Origin of the sequence: Streptomyces sp. NBC_00322 (assembly GCF_036147535.1) — a bacterium.
Lineage (GTDB): Bacteria > Actinomycetota > Actinomycetes > Streptomycetales > Streptomycetaceae > Streptomyces.
The window spans coordinates 3,962,513-3,986,359 of the sequence record NZ_CP108019.1 but is presented as its reverse complement, the minus strand read 5'-3'; the positions used below and the strand labels follow the sequence as shown (position 1 = coordinate 3,986,359).

At 70.0% G+C, this 23,847-nt stretch carries 21 protein-coding genes; 11 read left to right on the top strand and 10 right to left on the bottom strand.

The annotated features are described in order from the left end of the window. Positions 1 to 34: 34 nt before the first annotated feature. Together OG905_RS17970 and OG905_RS17965 are read left to right on the top strand one after the other, a co-directional pair. Complete coding sequence (locus OG905_RS17970; protein WP_328671838.1) at positions 35 to 1,114, top strand: NAD-dependent epimerase/dehydratase family protein; 1,080 nt, start codon at positions 35 to 37, stop codon at positions 1,112 to 1,114. Positions 1,115 to 1,129: 15 nt separating this feature from the next. Continuing rightward, a complete protein-coding gene (locus tag OG905_RS17965) occupies positions 1,130 to 2,188 on the top strand; it encodes a lysophospholipid acyltransferase family protein (RefSeq protein WP_328671836.1) in 1,059 nt (352 codons plus the stop codon). Between the two features lie 65 nt (positions 2,189 to 2,253). Here the strand turns inward: OG905_RS17965 and OG905_RS17960 are convergent, their stop codons facing one another. From OG905_RS17960 to OG905_RS17950, 3 genes are all read right to left on the bottom strand, one after another. Further along, a complete protein-coding gene (locus OG905_RS17960; RefSeq protein WP_328671834.1) occupies positions 2,254 to 3,429 on the bottom strand; it encodes a DUF5667 domain-containing protein in 1,176 nt (391 codons plus the stop codon). Positions 3,430 to 3,649: 220 nt separating this feature from the next. Further along, a complete protein-coding gene (locus OG905_RS17955; protein ID WP_324979391.1) occupies positions 3,650 to 4,444 on the bottom strand; it encodes an ECF subfamily RNA polymerase sigma factor, BldN family in 795 nt (264 codons plus the stop codon). A 349-nt stretch (positions 4,445 to 4,793) separates the two neighbouring features. Continuing rightward, the gene (locus tag OG905_RS17950; protein ID WP_328671828.1) at positions 4,794 to 5,741 is read right to left on the bottom strand and encodes an HAD family hydrolase; all 948 of its coding nucleotides are present in this window, start codon (positions 5,739 to 5,741) and stop codon (positions 4,794 to 4,796) included. 146 nt (positions 5,742 to 5,887) lie between these two features. Here OG905_RS17950 and OG905_RS17945 point away from each other — a divergent pair, with 146 nt between their 5' ends. From OG905_RS17945 to hemB, 6 genes are all read left to right on the top strand, one after another. Beyond that, complete coding sequence (locus tag OG905_RS17945) at positions 5,888 to 6,163, top strand: glutaredoxin family protein (RefSeq protein WP_328671826.1); 276 nt, start codon at positions 5,888 to 5,890, stop codon at positions 6,161 to 6,163. A 331-nt stretch (positions 6,164 to 6,494) separates the two neighbouring features. After that, entirely contained in the window at positions 6,495 to 7,223 is a 729-nt protein-coding gene (locus OG905_RS17940; protein ID WP_328671824.1) for a redox-sensing transcriptional repressor Rex, read from the top strand. After that, on the top strand, positions 7,220 to 8,878 hold the full coding sequence (locus OG905_RS17935) for a glutamyl-tRNA reductase (RefSeq protein WP_328671822.1): 1,659 nt from the start codon (positions 7,220 to 7,222) through the stop codon (positions 8,876 to 8,878). The genes OG905_RS17940 and OG905_RS17935 overlap by 4 nt, the downstream gene beginning before the upstream one ends. Then, positions 8,875 to 9,849, top strand: a complete 975-nt coding sequence (gene hemC / locus OG905_RS17930) for a hydroxymethylbilane synthase (protein ID WP_328671820.1) — start codon at positions 8,875 to 8,877, stop codon at positions 9,847 to 9,849. Before OG905_RS17935 ends, hemC begins: the two co-directional genes overlap by 4 nt. After that, on the top strand, positions 9,846 to 11,513 hold the full coding sequence (locus OG905_RS17925) for a uroporphyrinogen-III synthase (RefSeq protein WP_328671818.1): 1,668 nt from the start codon (positions 9,846 to 9,848) through the stop codon (positions 11,511 to 11,513). The genes hemC and OG905_RS17925 overlap by 4 nt, the downstream gene beginning before the upstream one ends. Before the next feature lie 265 nt (positions 11,514 to 11,778). After that, entirely contained in the window at positions 11,779 to 12,780 is a 1,002-nt protein-coding gene (gene hemB / locus OG905_RS17920; RefSeq protein WP_328671816.1) for a porphobilinogen synthase, read from the top strand. A gap of 68 nt (positions 12,781 to 12,848) precedes the next feature. On the opposite strand, the gene OG905_RS17915 is transcribed toward hemB, so the two are convergent. From OG905_RS17915 to OG905_RS17895, 5 genes are all read right to left on the bottom strand, one after another. Next, on the bottom strand, positions 12,849 to 15,614 hold the full coding sequence (locus tag OG905_RS17915; RefSeq protein ID WP_328671814.1) for an alpha/beta hydrolase family protein: 2,766 nt from the start codon (positions 15,612 to 15,614) through the stop codon (positions 12,849 to 12,851). Positions 15,615 to 15,817: 203 nt separating this feature from the next. Next, positions 15,818 to 16,714, bottom strand: a complete 897-nt coding sequence (locus tag OG905_RS17910) for a chitinase (protein WP_328682423.1) — start codon at positions 16,712 to 16,714, stop codon at positions 15,818 to 15,820. Between the two features lie 134 nt (positions 16,715 to 16,848). After that, a complete protein-coding gene (locus tag OG905_RS17905) occupies positions 16,849 to 17,607 on the bottom strand; it encodes a DUF4253 domain-containing protein (protein WP_328671812.1) in 759 nt (252 codons plus the stop codon). A gap of 36 nt (positions 17,608 to 17,643) precedes the next feature. Further along, the gene (locus OG905_RS17900; protein WP_328671811.1) at positions 17,644 to 17,880 is read right to left on the bottom strand and encodes a DUF397 domain-containing protein; all 237 of its coding nucleotides are present in this window, start codon (positions 17,878 to 17,880) and stop codon (positions 17,644 to 17,646) included. Beyond that, positions 17,880 to 18,701, bottom strand: a complete 822-nt coding sequence (locus OG905_RS17895) for a helix-turn-helix domain-containing protein (protein WP_328671809.1) — start codon at positions 18,699 to 18,701, stop codon at positions 17,880 to 17,882. Before OG905_RS17895 ends, OG905_RS17900 begins: the two co-directional genes overlap by 1 nt. A gap of 113 nt (positions 18,702 to 18,814) precedes the next feature. On the opposite strand from OG905_RS17895, the gene OG905_RS17890 reads away from it, so the two are divergent. Continuing rightward, positions 18,815 to 19,222, top strand: a complete 408-nt coding sequence (locus OG905_RS17890) for an ATP-binding protein (RefSeq protein WP_328671807.1) — start codon at positions 18,815 to 18,817, stop codon at positions 19,220 to 19,222. Positions 19,223 to 19,317: 95 nt separating this feature from the next. Continuing rightward, entirely contained in the window at positions 19,318 to 19,587 is a 270-nt protein-coding gene (locus OG905_RS17885) for a DUF1876 domain-containing protein (RefSeq protein ID WP_328671805.1), read from the top strand. A 75-nt stretch (positions 19,588 to 19,662) separates the two neighbouring features. Here the strand turns inward: OG905_RS17885 and OG905_RS17880 are convergent, their stop codons facing one another. After that, on the bottom strand, positions 19,663 to 20,346 hold the full coding sequence (locus OG905_RS17880) for a DUF4232 domain-containing protein (RefSeq protein WP_328671803.1): 684 nt from the start codon (positions 20,344 to 20,346) through the stop codon (positions 19,663 to 19,665). A gap of 288 nt (positions 20,347 to 20,634) precedes the next feature. On the opposite strand from OG905_RS17880, the gene OG905_RS17875 reads away from it, so the two are divergent. Next, positions 20,635 to 21,885 (top strand): helix-turn-helix domain-containing protein, encoded by a 1,251-nt coding sequence (locus OG905_RS17875; protein ID WP_328671801.1) that lies wholly within the window; start codon positions 20,635 to 20,637, stop codon positions 21,883 to 21,885. Positions 21,886 to 21,922: 37 nt separating this feature from the next. Here the strand turns inward: OG905_RS17875 and argS are convergent, their stop codons facing one another. Beyond that, the gene (argS, locus tag OG905_RS17870) at positions 21,923 to 23,692 is read right to left on the bottom strand and encodes an arginine--tRNA ligase (RefSeq protein ID WP_328671799.1); all 1,770 of its coding nucleotides are present in this window, start codon (positions 23,690 to 23,692) and stop codon (positions 21,923 to 21,925) included. Positions 23,693 to 23,847: the final 155 nt, after the last annotated feature.

The window sequence follows — 23,847 nt, the reverse complement described above, 5'->3', positions numbered from 1 at the left end:
CGGACCTAGGCGGACCTATGGGAAGGCGCTGATCTTGGGGAAGGTCGTGCTCGTCACCGGAGTGGCCCGGCAGCTCGGAGGCCGTCTCGTACGGCGTATCCAGCGGGATCCAGAGGTGGACCGGGTCATCGGCGTCGATGCGGTGGGGCCCGAGCACCATCTCGGTGGGGCCGATTTCGTCCGCGCGGACATCCGCCAGCCCGCGATAGGGCGCGTACTGGCCGAGCACGGCGTCGACACGGTCGTCCATATGGACGTCACCGGCACGCCGCTGGGCGCGGGCGGCCGGACGACGGTCAAGGAGACCAATGTCATCGGCACCATGCAGCTGCTCGGCGCCTGCCAGAAGTCGCCGACGGTCAAGCGGCTGGTGATCAAGTCCAGTACGAGCGTGTACGGCTCCGCTCCACGCGATCCGGCGGTCTTCACCGAGACCACCCCGCCCAAGTCCCTGCCGAGCGGCGGCTTCGCGAAGGACGCGGTGGAGGTCGAGGGGTACGTACGCGGATTCGCCAGGCGGCGGCCCGATGTGGCGGTCTGCGTGCTGCGCTTCGCGAACATCCTCGGGCCGTGCGCGGACTCCCCGCTCGCCGAGTTCTTCTCACTGCCCGTCATGCCGACCGTCTTCGGCTACGACCCGCGGCTGCAGTTCGTCCACGAGGACGATGTGATCGACGTGCTGCGCATCGCCCTGCACGAACCGCGGCGCGGGACGCTCAACAGCGGCACGTTCAATATCGCGGGCGACGGTGTGCTGCTGCTCTCGCAGTGCTCACGGCGGCTGGGGCGGCCCACCATGCCGGTGCTGCTGCCCGCGGTCACCTGGGTCGGCTCCGCGCTGCGTACGGTCGGTGTCACGGACTTCTCGCCCGAGCAGATCCGGCTGCTCACCCATGGCCGGGTGGTGAGCACCGACCAGATGCGCGAGACACTGGGCTTCAACCCGAAGTACACGACCGCGGAGACGTTCGCGGACTTCGCGCGCAGCCGGGGCCCGGGGCTGCTGCCGCCGGAAGCCCTGGCCAAGGCTGTTGACCAGGTGGCGGCGGCACTGCCTTGCGTGGGCAGTGCGCGTACGAAGGCCACGAAGACGACTCAGAGCGACGCCGAATAAGGAGCGCAGCCAACGATGGCGGACGCCAAGGTCATTCCGTTCGACGACGACCGTTCGCGCGCCGGCGCTCAGCGTGGGGCACGGCGACGCCCTGCGGGGGGCCGCCGGAAGGCCGAGCCCGCGGCGGTACACGAGGTTCCGGTCAGCCCTCTGCCGGGGCCGCAGGGGGCGCTGAGGGCTTCCGAGACGCCCGGCCAGGAGCCAGGGGCGCTCCCGGAGCCTGCGGGCGCGGGTGGCGGCTGGGAGCGGCGTATCGCGGGCGGGCTCGCGTTTCTGCGCCGGCGGATCACCGGTGACTACGAGGTCGACGAGTTCGGTTACGACAAGGAGCTCACCGACCAGGTCCTGATGTCGATGGTCCGGCCGCTGTACGAGAAGTACTTCCGGGTCGAGGTGAAGGGCATCGAGAACATCCCGTCCGACGGCGGGGCGCTGGTGGTGGCCAACCACTCCGGAACGCTTCCGCTGGACGGGCTGATGATGCAGGTCGCCGTCCACGACAACCACCCGGCGAACCGGCATCTGCGTCTGCTCGCCGCGGACCTGGTCTTCATGCTGCCCGTGGTCAACGAACTGGCCCGCAAGGCCGGGCACACGCTGGCCTGCGCGGAGGACGCCGAGCGGTTGCTGCAGCGCGGCGAGGTCGTCGGGGTGATGCCGGAGGGCTTCAAGGGCATCGGCAAGCCGTTCAGCGACCGCTACAAGCTTCAGCGGTTCGGGCGCGGCGGGTTCGTGTCGACGGCGCTGCGGGCCGGGGCGCCGATCGTGCCGTGCTCGATCGTCGGGGCGGAGGAGATCTACCCGATGCTCGGCAACGCGAAGACCCTGGCGCGGCTGCTGGGGTTCCCGTACTTCCCGATCACGCCGACGTTTCCGTGGCTGGGGCCGCTGGGTGCGGTGCCGCTGCCGACGAAGTGGACGATTCAGTTCGGCGAGCCGATTCCGACGGACGGGTACCCGCCGGAGGCGGCGGAGGATCCGATGCTGATGTTCAACCTGACGGACCAGGTCCGGGAGCAGATCCAGCACACGCTGTACAAACTGCTGGTGCAGCGCCGGTCCGTGTTCTTCTGACGCGTGTTCTTCTCACATACGTGGCAGGGAGGGCTTTCCCTCCCTGCCACGTAATGCCGGTACCGCTAGCCGTCGTCGTCGCTCTCGAAGCCGAGACCCGGCAGGATCCCCGGCAGCAGCGGCGGGATCGTCACATCCTGCTGCGGCATCGTCGAGATGTCGCCGGACGGGGCCGGCGACGCGCCGGTCGCCGGGGGCTCGAACAGGCCGCCCGTGTTGCCGCCCAGCAGGCCCTCGTCCGCCGTGGTGGTCGCGCCCGACGGGTTGAGCTTGCCGCTGTCTCCCGGCCGACTGTCGCTCGCGCCGGGTGAGGCCGGTGACGTACGACCAGGGCCCGAGGTGCGTCCGGAGTCCTGCGTGGAGCCGGGCTGCTGGGAGCCGCGGCCCTTCTCCGGGGACCGGGGGAGCAGCGACTCCAGCGGGCCGACCTCTTGGTCTATGGCGTCGAAGGCGGAGTTCACCTCGTCGCCGACGTCGGCCAGCTGAGCGGGCAGCCGGTCGCGCAGACCGTTCCACGTGTCGCGGTGGGACCTGGCGAACGAATTGAGTGTCGCCATCGGGCCGAGCGAGCCGTCCCGTTCGTACTCCGCGTGCAGCAGGCGGTGGCCCTCGCTCACGTCGCGCCGCATGCCGTTGAGCGCGCGGCGGACCTCGCCCAGCGATTCGTGGTCCATGGCGCCCGCGCGGCCCCGCTCCATCAGGCGCCGGGCCTCGCTCAGGCGGGTGGACGCCTGGTCGAGGTAGAGCTCGCCGCGGTCGGAGTCGTCGTCCGCCAGGCCGAGCTTGAAATCTTCCATGCCACGCTTCAGCCCGTAGAGCGAGTCACCGGGCAGCGCGTCGGAACTGGCTGCGGCCACCCCGCTGAAGGCTCCCGCGGCGACTCCGACGGTCAAGCCGCCGGCCGCGAGGCCCTTCGACCAGCGGGAGCGCGGTCGCAATTTTCGGAGTGGGGAGGCGCGATGGGCGCCCCGGCCGGTCCGCTGCCCGGGCACCGCGGAGCCCGAGGACGCACCTGCCGAGGCGAACATCTCTTCCATGGCGGCCACGAGCTGTGCTCGCTGCACCACTTTGACCTCGGGATCCATCTCCGGTTTCGGCAGCTCGCCGAGACCGTTCGCCAGAGCCAACAGCCGTCCGTGCTCGGTCGGTTCGACCGATTCTTCGGACTGCCCGGCCGCCTGATCTTCCAAGCCTTGGGCGAAGGCGCTCGCCCGCCGGTGCGCCGATACGTTCGCGATCACTGGCGGCACCTCCTCTCGTCATGACGATCGACTCCCCTGGGGGTCTGGAGGGTTGCACGCCTTGAGCACATCCACACGATCGAGTGAGTGGCTGTGGGCATGGCGTGACCACAGGGAGCCTGCATCCCGCACAACGAGCGTCGCGGCACTTGGGTTACGCGCGAAAGATGATCGGACCAGTGCGTCATCGAGGCGTCACCGATTGTGAGTTGGGGTTCGGTCAGCGGGCGTCGTCGGGAAGGAGCCGGGCAAGGGTGCGCACCGCGCGGTACTGGAGGGTTTTGATCGCACCCTCGTTCTTGCCCATGACCCTGGCCGTCTCGGCGACCGAGAGGCCCTGCAGGAAGCGCAGAGTGACGCACTCCTGCTGCTGGGGGTTGAGCTTGCGGACGGCTTCCAGCAGTGCGGCGTTCGAAAGGGACTCCAGGACGGAGTCCTCGGGGCTGCGCTCGACCTCGTTGGCGTCGAGCATTTCGCCGGTGGTGACCTCCAGCCGGAAGCGGCTGGACTTGAAGTGGTCGGCCACCAGGTTGCGGGCGATGGTGACCAGCCAGGCGCCGAAGTCCCGGCCCTGCCAGGTGAAGGTGGAGATACGGCGCAGGGCGCGCAGGAAGGTCTCGCTGGTGAGGTCCTCCGCCGTCGCCTTTCCGCCGACCCGGTAGTAGATATAGCGGTAGACGGTGTCGCTGTACTGGTCGTAGAGACGGCCGAAGGCCTCGGCCTCGCCCGCCTGGGCGCGCTCGACCAGCTCCATCATGCGTGCGCTGTCACTGTCGGCACTCGGACGGCGGGCGGTGGTCGAGGCGCCGGAGCCGCCCCGGCTGCCCCGTCTGCCGACCGCCGCGCGGCCGTCGGCCAGGGCGTAGCAAGGGGCGGCAGGGCCGCTTACGGCAAGGCGGGGCATGGCGAATGCGGGGACGGCGTACGCGGTGGGGACGAAGCCGCGCAAGTGGTCGAGGACCGCTGCGCGCAGCGTAGCCAGGCCCGAGGCGTCAACCCCGACGTGTGGGTACACGGGACTCCCAGAGGCAGAGCTTCCATCACGTGCAGTGCGGGACCGTTCACCCGTCGTGGGGACTGGTGGTGGTCCGTCATGCGTCTGAGGAGAATAACGCTTCGTACAGGCAGTGCTACACCCAGTTGCTCAAATCGCCGTTTCCGTCGCTTACGTTACGTCTCAGCGACGTATCAAGTAGCAGATTGTGAACGCTTGTTGATCGAATTGCGTCGTGATCTGTCGTATCGGGCGGTGGATTGCGCCCGCGCCGCGGCAACAGGACTGGCCGGGGGCACGCCGGGCCAAGGCCCCCGGAATGGCCGGGGGTGCGCCGCCCGTGTCCGCCGGGAAACCGGGCAGGTGTGCGTCAGCGGCGGCGGCGGTGCAGGGCGACCGCTGCGGCGGTTCCGCCCGCGATGGCGCCCACGCCGGCGGCGGCCGGGATGCCCACCTTGGCCGCCTTGCGGCCCGTCCGGTAGTCGCGCAGCCGCCACTCGCGGGCGCGCGCGTGCTTGCGGAGCTTGGTGTCCGGGTTGATGGCGTACGGATGCCCCACCAGCGACAGCATGGGGATGTCGTTGTGCGAGTCGCTGTACGCCGCGCAGCGGGTCAGCTCCAGGCCCTCGGCGTGGGCAAGCGCCCGCACGGCCTCGGCCTTGGCGGGTCCGTGCAGCGGTTCGCCGACCAGCCTGCCGGTGTACACGCCGTCGACGGACTCGGCGACGGTGCCGAGCGCGCCGGTCAGGCCGAGGCGGCGGGCGATGATCGTCGCGGTCTCCACGGGGGCCGCGGTCACCAGCCAGACCTTCTGGCCCGCGTCGAGGTGTGCCTGGGCGAGTGCGCGGGTGCCCGGCCAGATGCGGTCGGCCATGTACTCGTCGTAGATCTCCTCGCCGATCGACATCAGTTCGGAGACGCGGTGGCCCTTGACGATGGACAGGGCGGACTCGCGGACGTCCTGCATATGGTCCGGGTCCTCGACGCCCGCGAGGCGGAACCAGGTCTGCTGCCAGGCGAAACGGGCGAGTTCGCGGCGCTGGAAAAACTTCCGCTTGTACAGGCCGCGGCCGAAGTGGAAGATCGCGGCGCCCTGCATCACGGTGTTGTCGAGGTCGAAGAAGGCGGCGGCCCGGTCGTCCCCCGCGACGGGGAATTCCGGTTCGGCCGGGGCAGTGCCGTCCTTCGCTTCGAGCGCGTCGAGTGCCTCGAACTGCTGTGACGACTTGCGCGCTGCCTCGGCTGCTGCCTCGCCTGCGAGCACGCTCCGTGCTGTGGCGGAGCGCCTACGGGGGGTGAGCCATCCCAGTGCGGCCATGTCGTGAGCATAGCCAGTCTGTTCGGTACTTCCCGACACGCCGGGATGCCATGGCGTGAACACTCTGCGACCTGCCTGTTAAACGGGTGATTCGTCACGCGAGGCACGGGGGACCCATCGCGCGCGGGCGGGCGGAGAATGGCTGCATGAGTCCTGTGTTGCGGCGTACGAAGAAGAAGGCCGGCGAGCGCGTGGTGACGCTGATCGGGAAGCCGGGGTGTCATCTGTGTGACGAGGCGCGGTCGGTGATCGAGGAGGTGTGCACCGACACGGGGGCGTCCTTCGAGGAGAAGGACATCACTCAGGACGAAGCGTTGCACCGTGCCTACTGGGAGCAGATTCCGGTCGTCCTGGTCGACGGGGAGCAGCACACCTTCTGGCGCGTGGATGCCGGACGGCTTCGCCGCGCGCTGGGTGCATGACCGGAAGGTTCGTGACCACCCTGGACGTTTTACTGGGTTTTTCCGGCGGGCCCGGCTCTATCCGGACGCGACACGGACAGGGCACAGTAGAGCGGTCTCGGGGGCGTCATCGTGAGGAGTGTGTACGGCTTTGCGCCCTTCGGCTCTTCAACGGACCGATGCGGTTCACGGTTCCAGGATCGTGTGGCCGGATTGCGTGACCCCGGTCACTTTGCGCGGACAAAGCGGACACCATCTTTGTGCACGCGTTCACAAAGACATAGCCTGCATTCGACGGGGCGGTCCTTGGACGTCTGGCCGCCTGCAGCCTCGCTCATCCCGCAGGAGCACCGTGGCAACTGGCCGAAATCACCGACCGGCGACCCGTAGCCGAGGAATCCCCGAGGCCACCGTCGCCCGTCTTCCGCTGTACCTGCGCGCTCTGACCGCGCTGTCCGAGCGGTCCGTACCCACGGTCTCCTCCGAGGAGCTCGCGGCCGCCGCCGGGGTCAATTCCGCGAAGCTGCGCAAGGACTTCTCCTACCTCGGCTCCTACGGGACGCGGGGCGTCGGCTACGACGTGGAGTACCTCGTCTACCAGATCTCCCGTGAGCTCGGCCTCACGCAGGACTGGCCGGTTGTCATCGTCGGTATCGGTAACCTTGGCGCCGCACTCGCCAACTACGGCGGGTTCGCCTCCCGTGGCTTCCGGGTCGCCGCGCTCATCGACGCCGACCCCACCATGGCCGGAAAGCCGGTCGCCGGGATTCCGGTCCAGCACACCGACGAACTCGAGAAGATCATCAGCGACAACGGGGTGTCCATCGGCGTCATCTCGACGCCCGCCGGTGCCGCGCAGCAGGTGTGCGAGCGCCTGATCGCCGCCGGCATCACCTCCATCCTCAACTTCGCCCCCACCGTCCTCTCCGTGCCCGACGGCGTCGATGTGCGCAAGGTCGACCTCTCGATCGAGCTGCAGATCCTCGCCTTCCACGAGCAGCGGAAGGCCGGCGAGGAGGCCGAGGCCGCGGCAGGCCGGAAGGGACCGGACGGGGACATGCCCGCCGTGATGCCGGCATGAGCCTTCTGGTCGTCGGACTGAGCCACCGCAGTGCGCCGGTGAGCGTGCTGGAGCGGGCCTCGCTGTCCGCGGACGCGCAGATCAAGCTGCTCCAGGACACGCTGGCCGCGGAGCCCGCCACCGAGGCGGCGGTGCTGGCCACGTGCAACCGCATCGAGCTGTACGCGGACGTGGACAAGTTCCACGCGGGTGTCGCCGAGCTGTCCACGCTGCTCGCGCAGCACAGCGGCGTCGGGCTCGAGGAGCTCACTCCTTATCTCTACGTGCACTACGAGGACCGGGCCGTCCACCACCTCTTCTCGGTGGCCTGCGGCCTGGACTCCATGGTCGTCGGCGAGGGCCAGATCCTCGGGCAGATCAAGGACGCCCTCGCGCTCGGGCAGGAGCTGCACACCGCGGGCCGCCTGATCAACGACCTCTTCCAGCAGGCGCTGCGCGTCGGCAAGCGCGCGCACAGCGAGACCGGGATCGACCGGGCCGGGCAGTCGCTCGTCACCTTCGGACTGGAGCAGCTGGCGGACGGCGCGGACGTAGAGGACTGGGCCGCGGACAAGCGGGTGCTGGTGATCGGCGCGGGCTCGATGTCCTCGCTCGCCGCGACGACGCTCGCGCGCCTGCGCGTACGTGAACTGGTCATCGCCAACCGGACGCTGGAGCGCGCGGAGCGACTGGCCGCGGCACTGGGCGAGAGCGGCGGGGTGACGGCGCGCGCGGTTGCGATGGACGGCCTCGCCGATGAGCTGACACGTGCCGACGCCGTGGTGTCGTGCACCGGTGCGACGGGTCTTGTCCTGACGGCCGAGTCGATCGCGGCGGCCCTCGCGGTGGCGCCCTCCGCTCCGGACGCGGGTGCGGGCGACAGCCTGCGCGCGCCGGACGGCAGCCTGGTGGCGCGCCTCGCAGCGGCGGCGGCGCGGGACGGCCGCGTGGCCGACAAGTCGCTCGCGGGGACGTCGTTCGGTGACACGGGTGTGAGTAACACCGGTACCGACGCGGCGGTCTCCGGCCGCCGGGACTCCGCCCCTGAAGCCTGCCCCGTGGGTCTTGACCAGTCGCCCGCCGACGAACTTGCGCAGCACGGCGCCTGGGTGGAGAACGCCGGACGGCGCATTCGCCAGGGTTCGGCCGCCGGAGCAAGGGCCACCGGCGACGTACGGATCGCGCTGCTCGATCTCGCCATGCCGCGGGACATCGACGGCGCCGTCCACCGCCTCGCCGGTGTGCGGCTCGTCGACATCGAGTCCCTCGCCGAGGCCTCCGCCGACGCCCCCATGGCCGCCGACGTGGACCAGGTGCGGCGCATCGTCTCCGACGAGGTCGCCGCCTTCGGCGCGGCCCAGCGCGCCGCGCACATCACTCCGACCGTCGTCGCCCTGCGCACCATGGCCGCCGATGTGGTCGCCGGGGAGATGGCGCGCCTGGAGGGCCGGTTGACCGGTCTCGACGAGAAGCAGCGCGCCGAGATCAACCAGACCGTGCGCCGCGTCGTCGACAAGCTCCTGCACGCGCCCACCGTGCGGGTCAAGCAGCTGGCCAGCGAGCCCGGCGGCGCCGGGTACGCGGACGCGCTGCGGACACTCTTCGACCTCGACCCGGAGACGGTCGCCTCCGTCAGCCGGGCCGACATGAATGACCCGAATCGAGGGCGAGTATGACCGAGAGGGCTTTGAGGCTCGGGACCAGGCGCAGCAAGCTGGCCATGGCCCAGTCCGGGCAAGTGGCTCAGGCGGTGCGCCAGTTGACCGGTCGGCCCGTCGAGCTCGTCGAGATCACCACGTACGGAGACACCTCCCGTGAGCATCTCGCGCAGATCGGCGGTACGGGGGTCTTCGTCACCGCCCTGCGGGACGCCCTGCTGCGGGGTGACGTCGACTTCGCCGTCCACTCCCTGAAGGACCTGCCCACCGCGCAGCCCGAGGACCTGACGCTGGCGGCCGTGCCGCTGCGCGAGGACCCGCGGGACGCGCTGGTGGCCCGCGAAGGGCTGACCTTCGACCGGCTGGCTGCTCCTTCCCCAAGGGGGGCTGCCCGGATCGGGACAGGTTCGCCGCGCCGCATGGCGCAGCTCAACGCGTACGCCCGCGCGCACGGTCTGAGCATCGAGACCGTGCCGATCCGCGGCAATGTCGACACCCGGATCGGATACGTACGCGGCGGAGAGCTGGACGCCGTGGTGCTTGCCGCGGCCGGGCTCAACCGACTCGGCAGGATCGACGAGGTCACCGACTTCCTGTCGGTCGACTTCGTCCTGCCCGCCCCCGGCCAGGGGGCACTGGCGATCGAGTGTGCCGCGGTCAACGCGGACCTCGCCGCCGCGCTCGCCGAGCTCGACGACCCGCACACCCGGGCCGCCGTGACCGCCGAGCGTTCCCTGCTCGCCGCCCTGGAGGCCGGCTGCTCCGCACCTGTGGGTGCGCTGGCCGACCTGCTGGCCGACGGACAGGTTGTCAACGAAATGCGCCTGCGCGGCGTCGTCGGCACGACCGACGGCTCCACGCTGGTGCAGCTGTCCACCACCGGTCCCGTACCCACGTCGCACGGCGACGCCATCGCGCTCGGTCGCGAACTCGCGTCCGAGATGCTCGCCAAGGGTGCGGCCGGTCTTATGGGGGAGCGAGCACTTTGAGCCCCACCAGCCCCACCAACAACGCATCCTCGACGCTCTCGGCACACGGGCACGTCACTTTCCTCGGCGCCGGTCCCGGCGACCCCGGACTGCTGACACTGCGCGCCGTCGAAGCGCTCGCGGGAGCAGACGTACTGATCGCCGAACCGGATGTGCTCGACGTCGTACGCAGCCATGCGCGGGCGAATGTAAGCACGCCTGAACTGACGGTTGTTGACGACGCGTCAACAGCCGCCGGAATCCCCATCCTCAGGGATGCGGCCAATCTTGTCATGGAGGCCGCGCGCCACGGCAAGCGGGTCGTCCGTGCGGTGACCGGCGATCCCGGCCTGGACACCGACGCAGGTCAGGAGATGCTCGCCTGCGCCGCGGAGGGGATTCCCTTCGAGGTCGTGCCCGGTGTCGCCACCGCGGTGGGTGTGCCCGCGTACGCCGGTGTGCCGCTGCGCGACGCGCAGGGTACGGACGTCCGCTTCGTCGACGCCCGCACCGCGAGCGAGCGTTGCTGGACCGAGGTCGGCGCGAGCGACGGCACGGTCGTCGTCTCCACGACGCTGGAGACGGTCGCCGCGGCGGCGGGCGAGCTGGTGGCCGCGGGCCGCAAGCCCGACACCCCGCTGACCGTCACCGTCGCCGGAACCACGACGCGGCAGCGCACCTGGACCGCGACGCTCGGCACGATCGCCCAGACCCTGAAGCAGGCGAAGGTGCTGCCCTCGCCCGACGGCCACCAGTCCGTCATAGCCGTGGTCGGTGAGCGCAGTGCCGCTGCTCAGCGCGACCAGCTCGCGTGGTTCGAGTCCAAGCCGCTGTTCGGCTGGAAGGTGCTCGTGCCGCGGACCAAGGAGCAGGCCGCCTCGCTCTCCGACCAGCTTCGTTCGTACGGCGCGGTGCCGCACGAGGTTCCGACGATCGCCGTCGAGCCGCCACGGACGCCGCAGCAGATGGAGCGCGCGGTCAAGGGCCTGGTGACGGGCCGCTATGAGTGGATCGCCTTCACCTCGGTGAACGCCGTGAAGGCGGTACGGGAGAAGTTCGAGGAGTACGGGCTCGACGCGCGGGCCTTCGCGGGGATCAAGGTCGCGGCGGTGGGGGAGCAGACCGCGGCCTCACTGGTGGACTTCGGCGTCAAGCCGGACCTTGTACCGAGCGGTGAGCAGTCCGCGGCCGGTCTCCTGGAGGACTGGCCGCCGTACGACCCCGTCTTCGACCCGATCGACCGGGTCTTCCTGCCGCGGGCCGACATCGCGACCGAGACGCTGGTCGCGGGCCTGATCGAACTCGGCTGGGAAGTCGACGACGTCACCGCCTACCGGACGGTGCGGGCGTCGCCGCCGCCGGCGGACACGCGCGAGGCGATCAAGGGCGGCGGCTTCGACGCCGTTCTCTTCACATCGTCGTCGACGGTGCGGAACCTGGTCGGCATCGCCGGGAAGCCGCACAACGTGACCGTGATCGCGTGCATCGGTCCTGCGACCGCGAAGACCGCGGAGGAGCACGGGCTGCGGGTGGACGTACTGTCCCCCGAGCCGTCGGTGCACAAGCTCGCGGAGGCGCTCGCGGAATTCGGGGCGCGGCGGAGGATGGCGGCGCTGGAGGCGGGGGAGCATGTGACGCGGCCGAGCGAACGGCGGCCGGGGGGTCGGCGGCGCCGGACGACGTAACCGGGGACGCTGCCCCCGGACCCCCGCGCCTCAAACGCCGGCGAGGCTGAATGTGCGGCTGGGCCGCACATGTCAGCCCGTCCGGCGTTTGAGGACATGCGGCCGAAGGTCGCATACGGGGTCCGGGGGCAGCCCCGTCGGGGTCTGGGGGGCTTGCCCCCAGTTCGGGAAGGGGCGGGGTGGGGAACAGGCCCGCCGCAGGCGCCCCCGCTCCGCCGACGGGCTGTCGGTACGTGAGCCCCTCCGACGGGCGTACCGTTCCCGTATGACTGCGTACGGATCCTTTCCCGGCGCGCGGCCACGGCGGCTGCGCACCACGCCCGCCATGCGCCGCATGGTCGCCGAGACCCGCCTTCACCCCGCCGATCTGATCCTTCCGGCCTTCGTCCGCGAGGGCATCCATGAGCCCGTGCCGATCAGCGCCATGCCCGGCGTCGTGCAGCACACCCGCGACACCCTGCGGAAAGCCGCCGTCGAGGCGCTGGAGGCGGGCGTCGCCGGGATCATGCTGTTCGGGGTGCCGGAGGACGCGAAGAAGGACGGTGCGGGGACCGCGGGGACGGACCCGGACGGGATTCTGCAGGTCGCGATCAGGGACGTGAAGGCCGAGGTCGGGGACGAGCTCGTCATCATGTCGGACCTGTGTCTGGACGAGTACACGGACCACGGCCACTGCGGCGTCCTGGACGCCGACGGCCGCGTCGACAACGACGCCACCCTTGAGCGGTACGCCGAGATGGCCCAGGTGCAGGCCGACGCGGGCGTTCATGTCGTCGGCCCCAGCGGCATGATGGACGGCCAGGTCGGCGTCATTCGCGACGCGCTGGACCAGACCGGCCACGAGGACGTGTCGATCCTCGCGTACACGGTGAAGTACTCGTCGGCCTTCTTCGGACCCTTCCGCGAGGCCGTCGGCTCCTCTCTCAAGGGCGACCGCAAGACCTACCAGCAGGACCCCGCCAACCTCCGGGAGTCCCTGCGGGAGTTGGCGCTGGACCTCGAAGAGGGCGCCGACATGGTCATGGTCAAGCCCGCGGGCCCCTACCTCGACGTGCTGGCGAAGGTCGCCGAGTCCGTCGACGTGCCGGTCGCGGCGTACCAGATCAGTGGTGAGTACGCGATGGTCGAGGCCGCCGCCGAGAAGGGCTGGATCGACCGGGACAAGGCGATCGCCGAGACGCTGCTCGGCATCAAGCGGGCCGGTGCGGACATGATCCTCACCTACTGGGCGACAGAGGTCGCGCAGGGGCTCGGCGCAGGTCGCTGACGTAAGACGCACACGCGGGCGTGAACCGAAGGTGTCGGCTCACGCCCGCGTGACCAACGCGTCTGCGCCTACGGCGCGTTGAGCACCGTGCCGGTCAGGACCGGGCCCTGCGGCTTGCCCTCGTCGTCGATGGACCGGAGTCCCACGTACTCCGCCGGCTCGGCCAGCCGGTCGCGGACCGTGGGTACGGTCACCTCGGCGCTGGTCTTCCCGGCCGGTACCGACGCCCACAGGTTGGCGTGTTCCAGCCGGGACAGGGGGACTTCACCGTTCGGGACCTGGCCGATCAGGTCGAGCAGCCACTGCCGGTCGACGTCCGCCGTGGACAGCTCGCGGCGGCCCGGGACGGGGACGAACGTCAGCGTGCTCGTGATCTCCACGTCGGCGGGCGCGGACAGGGCGACCTGCCACTTCAGGGGCTGCCCCTCGGTCACCTTGTCGGCGGCGGGCTTCACGGTGACCTTGGGCATCGGGTCGTCGTTCTCGGCGATGACCCCTCCGGAGTGCGAGCCGATGACGGTCCCGCGGACCGCCTTCACGAGCAGGTCGTGGGACACGTCCCAGGCGTACCGCTTGTTGCCCTTCACCCGCACCGAAACGTCGATGCCCCCGCCGGGCCGCACCGTCACCAGCCGGTCCTTCGCCTTGCCGGTGGCCGGGTCGAGGACGTACAGCCGCACCGTGCCGCTGCCCTTCCCGGACGCGCTTACGGGGACCTGGTACGTGCGGACGCCCGAGTCGCCCTCCTTGACCTTGATGCGGCCGATGTCGATACGGGTCAGCGGGGCCTGCGACACCGCGGGGGTGCCGGGGCTCCACGCCCAGGCGTCCATCAGCCACGCCTGCCCGGAGGGGGTGCGCGGGGTCAGCTCCAAAGAGGCGGTCTTGCGCAGGTCGAGGCCGGCGCGGGCGGCGGCGGTGAGCGGTACGCGCACCTCGCGCGCCCAGTAGGAGGAGGTACGGTCGCTGCCGGGCAGGCCGTCCACCCGTACGCGGCCGAGGTTCGCCCGCTTGCCGGAGGCGTCGGTGACGGACACGTCGAGCTGCGTGCCGGTGGAGTTCGGCGGCACGAAGACGCGCAGCGCGAGGCTCTTGGCGTCCTTGACGGAGAGCGGCTTCGCGGGGCGCACGGTCACCGCCGAGCCCGGCGATTTCCAGCGCAGGGCCACCGCCCGGCGGCCGGTCTCGCGCTCCGGCTGCCAGGACGCGAAGTGCGGCGAGGAGCCGGCCGCCGAGTCCAGGCAGGCGACGCGCGGGTCGGGATCGATCGCGGAGCACAGCCGTCCGCCGGTCACCTTCACGGAGGCGTCGGGCAGGAACCCGGCCCCGCGGCTCGCGCCGACCGCGTGCGTCAGCACCCGCGCGGGGTCGGCGGAGGGGGCCCGGCGGTCCGAGCCGTCGACCAGCTCGCGAACCCGGTCGTCACCGGCGACGAACAGCCGGGCCGCGGCGGCGATGTAGGTGGCCCCGGCCCGGTGCTGCTGGTCGGCCGTCAGCCGGGTCGCGGTGCCCGGCGAGCACACCGGGTCCGGCCGCTCGGGGTCCTGACCGAAGTCGTCGGAGGAGGGTGCCTGGGCCTGGCCCGGCGTCCACTCGGTGTTGAAGAAGTTGTGGTTGGCGCCGACCATGTAGACGGAGCTGTGCAGAGCTTTGCCCGTGCTGACCCCGCGGGTGCCGTCGGCGTACACCTGGCCCTGGAGGTCGGATACGTCGCCGTCGCAGCCCGGCAGGATCGTCAGCGACGGCACGTCCGGCACCGGGTTGTGCCCGAAGATCGTCGGCCCGATGAGCACGGTCCCGCGGATGTGCCAGCGCACCGCGCCGCGGTAGCCGTCCTGGGCGGGCGGGGGCGGGTACAGGCTGTCCATGGCGGCACGGTTGACGCCCTCGCCGCCGCGCGAGTGGCCGACGAGCAGGACACGGGACATATCGGCCTTCGGCGCCTTGCGTACGGCCGCGGGCGCGGCGGACGGCTTGGCGGCCCAGTCGGCCCAGCGTGCCAGGTGGGTGCGCACCAGTGAGGAGCGCGCCTGCGCGCCGGCGTCCTCGATGTCCCCGTCCTGGCCGTTGATGCCGTTGGCGGAGATCGACACGGTCACATAGCCCTGGGAGGCCAGCAGTTCCTGGTCGCGCAGGTAGCCCCGGTGGCTCGGGATCGGTTTGGCGCCCTTGGCGCAGGGCCAGTCGATGTTCGGCTCGTCGCTGCCCGGGACGTAGCAGGTGGCATGCCGTCCGTGCAGGAACAGCGCGATCGGACGCTTGCCCTTGGCGTCCTTCGGTGCGACGACGACGCCGCGCATCTCGACCGGCGCGGAGAGGCCGGGCAGGCGGACCGGGTCGAGCGCGTACTCGCCGGTGACCGTGCGGTACGTGCCCGGCTTGCCCGGGTCGACGGAGCCGGCCGGGAGCTTGGCGGGCGGTTTCGCCGAGGACGGCGAGCGCCGGTCACGGGCGCTGTCGGCCTTCTGGTCCAGCCGTCGGCCGGCCGCCAGCACCTGAAGGTCCGCCAGATCCGCTGTGCGTGCGTCGTCGAGGGGCAGCCGGAAGGTCCGGCCGTCCTCGTCCGGCTCGGGCACGCCGACCAGCTTGCCGTCGGCGTGGAACTCCACGCGCGCGTCGCCCGTCGGCACCGGGCGCGGGGAACGCCACTCCAGCGCTTGTTCCCCCTCGGTGTTCGTGATCTGCCAGCCGGGCGGCAGGGCATCGTCGTTGTTCGCCGCCGCGGCAGGCCGGACCTCAGGCGGCTTGGGCTGGGCGTAAGCCACGGCCGGGGACACCCCCGCCACGGTGAGCACCGCTATCGCGGTGGCCCATGTTCTCCGGGCACGTATCAACTGTTCTCTCCTCAACCCCCCGACTGCGGCGCCCGGTTGCGCCCGGACACCTCTCGATCCCGGAGGACGGGGAGAAGATCCTGTGGGTTGCCCAGTGGCACATGAACAAGGAGTGGCGACAGTGACTGTGGCGCGAAATGGGGCTCACATGGCTGACCGCGGGCCGGGGAAATCGCTCCCGGCCCGCGGTCGTGTGGGGGGTGTCAGCAGTACAGGTTGGAGCCTGTCGGTACACCGAGGATCTGCGTGAACTGCGTGTAGCTGTTCACCCGGCTCTGGACCTGCGCCGGGTTCCTGCCGTCGCATTCCAGCGAGCCGTTGATCGAGCGGATGGTCTGGCCGAAGCCCGCCTGGTTGACCATCGCGTTGTGCGGGGTCATCGTGCCCGGGCCGTTCTGCGTGTTCCAGTACCAGAGGCCCGTCTTCCAGGCCACGGCCGCGTCGTTCTGCACAAGCCAGGGGTTGTTCAGCAGATCGATGCCGAGCGCGTCGCCCGCCGCCTTGTAGTTGAAGTTCCAGCTGAGCTGGATCGGCCCGCGGCCGTAGTACGCCGCCTGGCCCGCCGGGCAGCCGTAGGACTGGCTCCAGTCGCAGTAGTGCGGGTAGTTGGCCTGGTTCTGCTCCACGACGTAGACCAGACCGCCCGTCTCGTGGCTCACATTCGCCAGGAAGGCCGCGGCCTCCTGCTTCTTGACCGTGTCGCTGCCCGTGTTCGCGAAGCCCGGGTACGCGCTCAGCGCGGCGGTCAGCCCGCTGTACGTGTAGAACGAATTCCGGTTCGGGAACATCTGGTTGAACTGCGCCTCGCTCACGACGAAGCCCGACGGGGACGGGTCCCCGCTGCCGCTGCAGCTGTACGGGTCCCAGTACCAGGTGCTGATCGTCGGGTCGTAGCCCGGGTTGTCGTGCTCGGCTATGTAGTACTTGCCGTCCGTGTACTTGACAACGTTGCCAGTGCCGTACCAGGTGCCGGCCGACCAGTTCGGCGCGGACGTGCAGGCGTCCGCGGTGGCGGCGGTGGCGGCGGGCATGAAGACCGCCGCCAGGCCGCTTCCTACGAGGATGGCGATCAGCAACGCCATGATGCGGTGTCGTCTCAGCACGCGATCACTCCTTAGCACGCAACGGCCGTGCCGTGGTGGGGGGTTGTGCGCCACACTCAAGCGTGCTTGACGTGATCGAGTCAAGGTATAGACCAATGTGAATCAGGGTCAGCCGAAAACCGCTCCTGGGGTCAGTCCCACCAGAACGTCCAGTGCTGCTTCCCCAGCAGGCCCTCCCCCGCGTACTCGCGGATCGTGTCGTACCCCTGCCGGACGTTGTCCGGGCAGAACGCGTGGTGCTCGGCGGCGACGGCGAGCGCATCCGTCATCGTGCTGGGCGGCGCTGCGACGGACACGTCCAGGCGGTCGAAGTGGAGTGCGACGACGCGTAGTCCGAAGCGGTCCTCCCAGGAACGCAGGATGGTGGACAGCGGGCCTGTGTCGTAGTGGTTGCCCGCGGCGGTCCAGCCCAGCGCGCTGGGGATGTCCGCACTGCGGCGTACGGGAATCAGCCCGGCCCGGGCGCCGGGCAGCCGGCCGGCCTTCATCAGCTCGCCCGCGACCCGGGCGGCCGTGACGTCGGCGTCGGCCAACCGCTCGCCGGCGGGGGCGAGGCCCGGCCACTCGGATGTGAACGGGGCGATGGTGTCCGCGTCGTCCTCGGCCTCGTTCTCCGCCATGTCGTAGTCCCACAGGGACGTCAGGACCTCTTCGACGTCGTAGTCGTCCGGGTGCGACACACGGTCGAGATCGAGGTCCCGGTCCCAGGTGAGGGAGCGGTCCTCGTCGTTCACGAGCAGCACCGGGTGCATGCCGGACGCCTCCCGGGCGGGGAGCAGGCGCGCCCAAGTGTTCAGCTGTGCGGGCTCGTTCGCGTACCAGAGGGACGGCTGGACACGCATGGCACCGGGCGGCAGATCCAGGCCCAGTGCGTTCGGGTTGATCACCATGCAGGCGACTTTATGCGTCGCCACTGACAATTTGGCTCAGAGCAGGGTGGTGGTGAAGGCGGCCCAGGTGGCGGGGGTGAGGGTGAGCATGGGGCCGTCGGGGTTCTTGGAGTCCCGGATGTGGACGGCGGCGGGGTGGGTGGCGACCTCGACGCACTCGCCGCCTTCGTCGCCGCTGTACGTGGACTTGCGCCAGGCGTAGGCGACTTCGAGGCAGGCGCCGCCTTGCTCGCTGCTGTAGCTGGACTTGAACCACTCAAGTGCGGTGCTCATTACTCTCCTAGCAGCCGGTCCAACAGGCCCTTCGTTTCCTCGGGGTTGAGAGCCTGCGTTCGCAGCATCGCATATTTGCGTGCCAGGATGCTCACCTCGTCCGGGTCGGAGATGAGTTGGCTGCCTCGCTGCGTCTCGGCGTAGGCAAGATGCTGGTGGTCCGGTGTTTCCAGCAGGATGAAGGGGCCAGAGAGCCCGGCGTGGGTCTGACGGCCGAGCGGCATGACCTGGAGGGCGATGCCTGGCAGGTCGGCGCAGGCCCGGAGGTGGCGTAACGCCGCCCTGCGTACCCCGTCTCCGCCGAGACGGTCTCGCAGGATTGCTTCGGAGATGATGAAGCTCGCGGTCGGCGGCAGTGTGCGGTGCAAGATCTCCTGGCGTTGGATGCGGGCTGCTACGCGTCGCTCGATCTCGTCCTCGCTCAGGACGGGGACGTCGGTTCGGAACACCGCGCGCGCGTAAGCCTCCGTCTGGAGCAGGCCTTGCAGTACCTGGTTCTCGAACCAGGACAGCGCGATCGCCTCGCGCTCCAGGTCCATGAACTCCTCCGCCCACGCCGGGATCAGATCGATCTCCGGCATGTTGTCCACCGCAGTCTCCAGTGCCCCCTTCGTATCCAGGATCCTGTCCAGCGCCCTCGCCAGGTCAGGCTTCAGCGGGCGGCGGCCCTGCTCCAACGACGCGATCGTCTCCTCGTGCAGGCAGACCCGCTCGGCCAGTTCGCGCTGTGTGAGCCCTGCGAAGACCCGGAACCGGCCCACCAGCGCGCCCACGAGCTTCATCGCCGACGCGTTCTTCCGCTGCCGCTTTCTGGGGTGCATACACGTCCAACTCCCCACCCATGTCCGTACGTCACGCACTTCGGGCCCGTACGAAATTCCCGTACGGGCTCGCGTACTGCACCACCGTAGTCACAGTCAGTGACGCTCGTCTCATGGACGACGTGATTCAACAGCCCTGTCTGCGGGAGCAGTTCTACCGGCGCGAGCGGCGATCCGTTCCCGCGGCCAGGGAGTTCGTACGCACGGCCGTGACCGACTGGGGGCTCGGCGCGCGTATGGACGACGTACTGCTCTGTGTGAGCGAGCTGGCCACCAACGCCCTCGTGCACGGTGTGCCGCCCGGGCGCGGGTACCGGCTGAAGCTGTGGCTCTACGGGGACGGGGACGGAGCATTGCGCATCGAGGTGCACGACAGCGGCGGCGGGCTGCCGGCGGTACGGGAGCCGGACGAGGAGTCGGGGCGAGGGCTTTTACTCGTGGCCGCGCTCGCCGACAAGTGGGGGGTCGGCGAGCGCGATCCCGGGAAGATCGTGTGGTGCGAGTTCGCCGTCAGCGCTTGAGCGTAATAAGTCGGGTACGCGCCATTCGGTCAGTGATGTGGTGATCACGGGCCCGGCGGCGCACTCTGGAGAGGTACCGCTGGAGGTGATCCGCCATGCAGACACTCGTCGGATGGCACGTTGAGATGGAATTCCAGGAAGAAGGCGACCGGACCAGGGCGGCCGCCATGGTGAGACTGAGCGACGGCACGGAAATCCGCGGCCACGGTAATGCCCAGCGTCACCACTCCGACCCGGAACAGCTCCGGGTCGGCGAGGAGATCTCGGGCGCGCGGGCGCTCATGGACATCGCCTCGCAACTGCTGCAGAAGGCTCATGTGGAGATCGACGAAGCCTCGGGCAGAATGTCGCACCCCCTGAGGTGACCGGAATGCGGTGACAGCCCCCGCCGGGGAACCGGTGGGGGCTGTCGCGTGGCGTGCCTCAATACGCGGTGCGGGTCAGTACGTGAGCGCGTCGGACATGCTGCTCTGCCAGTAACTGACGGCCACGGTGTCGTCCGCGTACGTGTTCGCGGGGAGGGTGAGCACGTGGGGGTTGCCGATGGAGCCGGAGCCGTCGCGCGGGGCGAAGAAGACTCCGAGGGTCTTTGCCGTACGCCCGTTCTCGCCGCTGCCGTCGGCGGAGGACAGGAGAATCGACGCGTACCCGGACTGCCTGGGGGAGAGTGTGACGACCGCCTGCGGCCGGCTCTCGTCCATGATCCGGGTGACGGCCTGGCCCTCGTCGACGCGGAGCAACGGAGCGTGGTAGGCGTTGCACGCCTTGGAGCCGGTGTTGGTGACGGTGAGCAGCAGATGGTTGATGGGGCGGCTCACCTTGGTGACGGTGACCTTGGTGTTCGCGTCGGTGCAGGCGGTGGTGACGGGGCCGGTGTCAGTGCCGGTGCCACCGCCGGTCCTTCCCTTGCCCGCGGAGGTGGGCTTGGTGCCCGTCGTGGGCTGCTTGGCCGTGTCCGCGGCGGGCGTCTTGGCGTCGGTCGTGGGCCCGGTCTTGTCGGCCGCGGGGGCGCTCGTGGTCGGGGCCGACGCGCTGGGCTTCTTTGCGTCGTCGTCGGCGGACTGGCACGCGGTCAGTGAGAGGGCGGCCAGCAGAGCGGTGGCGGCTACGGCGGTGTTGCGCATGGTGTTCGGTTCTCCCCGTGGTCGGTCTGTGGGTCAGTGGCGGCAGATGAGGGCCGTGACGATCGCGATCGCCGCGATCAGTACGAGTGCCGCCACGGCATCAATGAGGCTGTCGCGGCTATGGCTTCGCATTGATCACAGGCTGGGCCGCGGCGGATTCCGGCCGCAACAGGCCCTGAACCATTGGGGATGCTGGAATGCTTCCCCGTACTCTGACCTGGGCGGATTTCACGTCCCTGGAACGGCGTTCCGGGACAGTCGGCAGGGCTCACGAGGGGGAACACAGCAGTGGCGACGCCAGAGGCCGAGGAGTTCGCGGCCCTGCTCAGGGAACTCAAGGACCGCTCCGGACGCAGCTACGGCGTGCTGGCGGGCAAGCTCCACGTCAGTACGTCCACGCTGCACCGGTATTGCAACGGCGACGCCGTCCCGACCGACTACGCCCCCGTGGAGCGGCTCGCGCGGCTGTGCGCGGCGACGCCGGACGAGCTGGTGGACTTGCACCGGCGCTGGATTCTGGCGGACGGCGCGCGGAAGCGGGCACGGGCAGAGGTTCCACAGGCCCTGGAGGCCGAAGTTCCGGTCGATGCCACGGAGCCCGAGGTCGCCGACGAGGCCGACGTCGCGCCGCGCGGCCGCGACCGCAACCGGATGCGAATCGCCCTTGCCGCGGGGGCCGTTGTCGCCCTCGCCGTGCCCGCAGCTTTCGTCGCCGTTCACGCCGCCGACGGGGACGAGGGCGGGAAGAGGTCGGGCGCCGTCTCCGGAGCCCGTGCCCCGTCACGCACCACCGCACCACGCACCGCACCCCCCAGCGCCTCGCCGAGCGGGAGCCCTTCCCCGAGCACGTCGCCGAGCGGGAGCCCGTCGGCCTCGTCTGCTCCGAGCCGCCGGGCCACGCCCGCGGCGACGGGTGGCGTACCGCTCCGGGTGGGCGTCAGCTCGTACAACTGGGAAGAGCCCTGCGGGCAGTACTACTTGCTGGACCAGGCCCCCGACGCGGTCCCGCCGCCGCCCGCGCCGCAGGACAACCGGAGCTGGGCACGTGCGCTGGGCGGGGTGGACGGCGGCCACATGTTGCTTCAGCTGACCGCGACGGGCAAGACGGCGGACTCGGTGGTGCTGAACGCCGTGCATGTACGGGTCGTTGCGCGCAGCGCACCCCTCGACTGGAAGGCGTACTCGATGTCCTACGGCTGCGGTGGGGGCATCACCCCGCAGACCTTCGACATCGACCTGGATGCCGGGCATCCGCCGGTGAAGCCCGTGGCGGGGCAGGACGGCGACACCGTCGTGCCCGCCAAGGACTTCCCGTACAAGGTCGCGTCCGACGATCCGCAGGTGCTCAATCTGGACGTCCACACCGAGGGACACGACGTCAGCTGGTACCTGGAGCTCGACTGGAGCAGCGGGGACCGGCGCGGGACGGTGCGTGTCGACGACGGCGGGAAGCCGTTCCGCACGAGCGCGATGAACGGACGGACCGAGTACGCGTACTGGCCGGACAAGAGCGCGTGGGTCGAGCAGCCCGCGCCCTGAGGGTCTCTGTCGTACGAGACCCTCAGGGGACTGAGGGTCAGAGACGCTCGGGGGTGCGGATGCCGAGGAGCGCCATGCCCTGGTGAAGCGTGCGGGCTGTCATGTCGCAGAGCAACAGGCGGTTCTCGGCGACCTCGCGCGCAGGCGCGGGCTTGATGACCGGGCACTTGTCGTAGAACGTCGTGAACAGCGACGCCAGCTGGTACAGGTACGCCGCCAGCTTGTGCGGCTCGTACGAGCCCGCCACCTCCGTCAGCGTCTCGCCGAACTGGTCCAGATGCAGACCCAACGCCCGCTCCGCCGCGGCCAGTTCGAGCTCCGGGTGCGCGGCTGGCCTGACCTCGCCCGCCTTCCGGAGGATCGACTGGATACGGGCGTACGCGTACTGGAGGTACACGGACGTGTCGCCGTTCAGCGACACCATCTGGTCCAGGTCGAACTTGTAGTCCCGCGCCGCCGACGTGGACAGGTCGGCGTACTTGATCGCGCCGATGCCCACCTGCGTGCCGCGCTCCGCGATCTCCTCCTCGGTGAGCTGCTTCTGGACATCCTTCTCGCGCACGACCGTTGTCGCCCGCTCGATCGCCTCGTCCAGCAGGTCCACCAGCCGCACCGTCTCGCCCTCACGGGTCTTGAACGGCTTGCCGTCCTTGCCGAGCACCGTGCCGAACGCCAGCTGGACGGCCTTGACCTCGTCGTTCAGCCAGCCCGCCCGGCGGGCGGTCTCGAAGACCATCTTGAAGTGCAGGGACTGCCGGGCGTCCACGACGTAGATGAGCGTGTTCGCCTTGAGGTTCTGCACCCGGTCGCGGATGGCGGACAGATCGGTGGCCGCGTAGCCGTAACCGCCGTTGCTCTTCCGGACGATGAGCGGGGTCGGGTTGCCGTCCGGTCCCTTCACATCGTCGAAGAACACGCACAGCGCACCCTCGGAGCGGACCGCCACGCCCGACTCCTCCAGGAGGCGGCAGGTCTCGTCGAGCATGTCGTTGTAGCCGGACTCGCCGATGATGTCGGCGTCGTGGATCTCCATGTCGAGCTTGTTGAAGACCGAGTAGAAGTAGATCTTCGACTCGTCGACGAACCGCTGCCAGTGGGCACGCGTCTCGGGGTCCCCGGCCTGCAGGTCCACCACCCGGTTACGGGCGCGGTCCTTGAACGCCTCGTCGGAGTCGAAGAGCGCGCGCGAAGCCTTGTAGATGCGGTTCAGGGAGGACATGGCCTCCTCGCCGGTGACCTCCTCGGCGCTCTCGTGGTCCAGCTCGTGCGGGTGCTCGATCAGGTACTGGATGAGCATGCCGTACTGGGTGCCCCAGTCGCCGATGTGGTGGCGCCTGATCACCTTCTCGCCCGCGAACTCCAGGATCTGGACCATCGCGTCGCCGATCACCGCGGAGCGCAGGTGGCCGACGTGCATCTCCTTGGCCACGTTCGGCTGGGCGTAGTCGATGACCGTGGTGCCCGGGTTCTGCGCGTACGGGACACCGAGCCGGTCGTCGGCGGCGCGCGCCGCGAGGGTCTTCACGATCGCCTCGTCGGTGAGCGTGATGTTGAGGAAGCCGGGGCCCGAGACCTCGATCTCCTTCAGCAGGTCACCGTGGGGCAGGCCCTCGACGACCTTGGCCGCCAGCTCGCGCGGGTTGCCCTTCAGCTTCTTGGCGAGCGCCAGGATGCCGTTGGCCTGGAAGTCGGCCCGGTCGCTACGTCGCAGCAGGGGATCGGCGGAACCGGCCTCCGGCAGAGCTGCCGAGAGGGCGTCCGCGAGGCGCTGCTGCACGGTCGAAGCGAGGGAAGGGACCGAGGCCATGAGCTTCCGTTCTTGTCGAGTCTCGTCGGGAGGGTTATTTCGGTTGTCAAGTGTCCCATGGGGCAGCAACCTCTTTCTCCTCGGATTTATCCCCGGAATCAGCACGGTGATGAGCAACCTCAGAGGGAGCCGTTCCGTCTGGGACAATGGCGTAC

What these genes read in the sequence shown, in the direction of transcription:
- OG905_RS17965 (WP_328671836.1), top strand. Translation starts at nt 1,130, where the DNA reads ATGGCGGACGCCAAGGTCATTCCGTTCGACGACGACCGTTCGCGCGCC.
- OG905_RS17950 (WP_328671828.1), bottom strand. Translation starts at nt 5,741, where the DNA reads ATGGCCGCACTGGGATGGCTCACCCCCCGTAGGCGCTCCGCCACAGCA.
- OG905_RS17945 (WP_328671826.1), top strand. Translation starts at nt 5,888, where the DNA reads ATGAGTCCTGTGTTGCGGCGTACGAAGAAGAAGGCCGGCGAGCGCGTG.
- OG905_RS17935 (WP_328671822.1), top strand. Translation starts at nt 7,220, where the DNA reads ATGAGCCTTCTGGTCGTCGGACTGAGCCACCGCAGTGCGCCGGTGAGC.
- hemC (WP_328671820.1), top strand. Translation starts at nt 8,875, where the DNA reads ATGACCGAGAGGGCTTTGAGGCTCGGGACCAGGCGCAGCAAGCTGGCC.
- hemB (WP_328671816.1), top strand. Translation starts at nt 11,779, where the DNA reads ATGACTGCGTACGGATCCTTTCCCGGCGCGCGGCCACGGCGGCTGCGC.
- OG905_RS17905 (WP_328671812.1), bottom strand. Translation starts at nt 17,607, where the DNA reads ATGGTGATCAACCCGAACGCACTGGGCCTGGATCTGCCGCCCGGTGCC.
- OG905_RS17900 (WP_328671811.1), bottom strand. Translation starts at nt 17,880, where the DNA reads ATGAGCACCGCACTTGAGTGGTTCAAGTCCAGCTACAGCAGCGAGCAA.
- OG905_RS17895 (WP_328671809.1), bottom strand. Translation starts at nt 18,701, where the DNA reads ATGCACCCCAGAAAGCGGCAGCGGAAGAACGCGTCGGCGATGAAGCTC.
- OG905_RS17890 (WP_328671807.1), top strand. Translation starts at nt 18,815, where the DNA reads ATGGACGACGTGATTCAACAGCCCTGTCTGCGGGAGCAGTTCTACCGG.
- OG905_RS17885 (WP_328671805.1), top strand. Translation starts at nt 19,318, where the DNA reads ATGCAGACACTCGTCGGATGGCACGTTGAGATGGAATTCCAGGAAGAA.
- OG905_RS17880 (WP_328671803.1), bottom strand. Translation starts at nt 20,346, where the DNA reads ATGCGCAACACCGCCGTAGCCGCCACCGCTCTGCTGGCCGCCCTCTCA.
- argS (WP_328671799.1), bottom strand. Translation starts at nt 23,692, where the DNA reads ATGGCCTCGGTCCCTTCCCTCGCTTCGACCGTGCAGCAGCGCCTCGCG.